Source organism: Caulobacter sp., assembly GCF_049283275.1.
Taxonomy (GTDB): Bacteria; Pseudomonadota; Alphaproteobacteria; order Caulobacterales; family Caulobacteraceae; genus Caulobacter.
Window position 1 is genome coordinate 1 of record NZ_JBAPVS010000211.1, and the last position, 2,522, is coordinate 2,522.

The window sequence follows — 2,522 nt, forward strand, 5'->3', positions numbered from 1 at the left end:
GTCGAGCGCATCCGGGCCCGCGAGACCTTCACCGCCACTCTGGCCGGGGCCCGGATCGAGGTGACGGGGGAGGGGGTCTCCTTTTTCCGCGAGCTTGGCGAGGCCCGGCGTTCAGCTCCTCCCCCCACAGATCCTTCGGATCGCCTCCCCCACGGGGGGAGGGCCTTGGAAACGCCCTTGCCGGTCAACCAACTGATCGTCTGGGACGGCCGCTACGAACTGACCGCCGCCGAACCGGGCCTGACCGTTCGCGCCTTGCAAGGTCTGGCCGCCCGCCTGCCCGCCGCGCAACGCCAAGCGCTGAAAGGGTTTCCGCCCGCCGCCAGGCCCGCCCTGCCGGCGGTGTCGACCCGCGATGGGACAGTGACTTGCCCGATCCTTGCAGAGACGGAAGCGATGCGAGCGCGTTGTCTTGTCATGGATCGTTTCGAGGCGGCGACGGGCCGTGTCGATCAAGAGCCCGCGACATGATATTCCGCGCGTGGCGAAACCGGCCGGGCCGTCCTATCTTGGAAGGTCAGAGACTATCGTTGGGAAGACAACGCGTATGAATTTCAAGACCCTGGGCATCTGGGCGGCGATCGTGGTGGTGCTGGTCATGGCCTACACCTTCGTGAGCCAGGGCGGTAAGCCCGGCGGCGCCAGCGAGATCAGCTATTCGCAGCTGCTCAAGAACATCGACAGCGGCGAGGTCAAGAAGGCCACGATCAACGGCGACATCGTCAAGGTCGAGCCGAAGACCGGCAAGCCCTACACCGTCAACGCGCCGGTCAGTTCCGAAGACCTGGTCAAGCGTCTGGAGGCCCGCAACTCCGAGATCGTCTACCAGAAGGGCGGCAACCTCCTGGTGGGCGTGCTGTTCCAGATGCTGCCGATCCTGCTGCTGATCGGGGTGTGGATCTTCTTCATGCGTCAGATGCAGGGCGGCACCAAGGGCGCCATGGGCTTCGGAAAGTCCAAGGCCCGGCTGCTGACCGAGAACAAGAACCGCGTGATGTTCGACGACGTCGCCGGCGTCGACGAGGCCAAGGAAGAGCTGCAGGAAGTGGTCGAGTTCCTCAAGGATCCGGCCAAGTTCCAGCGCCTGGGCGGCAAGATCCCCAAGGGCGCCCTGCTGATCGGCCCTCCGGGCACCGGCAAGACCCTGATCGCCCGCGCCGTGGCCGGTGAGGCCGGCGTGCCGTTCTTCACGATCTCCGGTTCGGACTTCGTCGAAATGTTCGTCGGCGTCGGCGCCAGCCGCGTGCGCGACATGTTCGAGCAGGCCAAGAAGAACGCCCCCTGCATCATCTTCATCGACGAAATCGACGCCGTCGGCCGCCATCGCGGCGCCGGCCTGGGCGGCGGCAACGACGAGCGCGAGCAGACCCTCAACCAGCTGCTGGTCGAGATGGACGGCTTCGAGGCCAATGAAGGCATCATCCTGATCGCCGCCACCAACCGTCCCGACGTGCTGGACCCGGCCCTGCTGCGTCCGGGCCGCTTCGACCGCCAGGTCGTGGTGCCCAATCCCGACGTCATGGGCCGCGAGAAGATCATCCGCGTGCACATGAAGAACGTGCCGCTGGCCGCCGACGTCGACGTCAAGACCCTGGCCCGCGGCACCCCCGGCTTCTCGGGCGCGGACCTGGCCAACCTGGTCAACGAGGCGGCCCTGACCGCGGCGCGCAAGAACCGTCGCATGGTCACCATGCACGACTTCGAATACGCCAAGGACAAGGTGATGATGGGCGCCGAGCGTCGCTCGATGGCCATGAGCGAGGACGAGAAGAAGCTGACGGCGTATCACGAGGGCGGCCACGCCCTGGTGGCCCTCAACGTCGCCGTCGCCGACCCGGTCCACAAGGCCACCATCGTGCCGCGCGGCCGCGCCCTGGGCATGGTCATGCAGCTGCCCGAGGGCGACCGCTACTCGATGAGCTTCGACATGATGACCTCGCGCCTGGCCATCATGATGGCCGGCCGGGTGGCCGAGGAGCTGATCTTCGGCAAGAACAAGATCACCTCGGGCGCCTCCAGCGACATCAGCGCCGCCACCAGCCTGGCCCGCAACATGGTCACCCGCTGGGGCTTCTCCGACGAGCTGGGCACCGTGGCCTATGGCGACAACCAGGACGAGGTGTTCCTCGGCCACTCGGTGGCCCGCACCCAGAACGTCTCGAGCGAGACCATGAAGAAGATCGACGCCGAGGTCCGTCGCCTGGTCAAGAGCGGCGAGGACGAGGCGCGCCAGATCCTGACCGAGAAGCTCGCCGAGCTGCACCTGGTGGCCAAGGCCCTGCTGGAGTTCGAAACCCTCAGCGGCGACGAGATCATCGCCGTGATGAAGGGCGTCCAGCCGACCCGGATCGAGGACGAGAGCAACAAGATGCCCACCGGGCCGACGGCTTCGGTGCCGATCTCCTCGGGCGTCACCGCCTAGGGATCGGCCTTCGGCTCTGGGAGCGAAAACCTCGTCCTTCGACAAGCTCAGGATGAGGTTTTCCACCGCTACGGCCTCTGCAATGGTCCTCATCCTGAGC

General features: G+C 66.4%; 1 protein-coding gene and 1 pseudogene. Both read left to right on the forward strand.

What is annotated here, in order from left to right:
• A pseudogene (locus WAL33_RS11825) lies at nucleotides 1–471 on the forward strand (tRNA(Ile)-lysidine synthetase); the annotation flags it as partial.
• A gap of 76 nt (nucleotides 472–547) precedes the next feature.
• Entirely contained in the window at nucleotides 548–2,422 is a 1,875-nt protein-coding gene (ftsH, locus tag WAL33_RS11830) for an ATP-dependent zinc metalloprotease FtsH (RefSeq protein ID WP_422181640.1), read from the forward strand.
• Nucleotides 2,423–2,522: the final 100 nt, after the last annotated feature.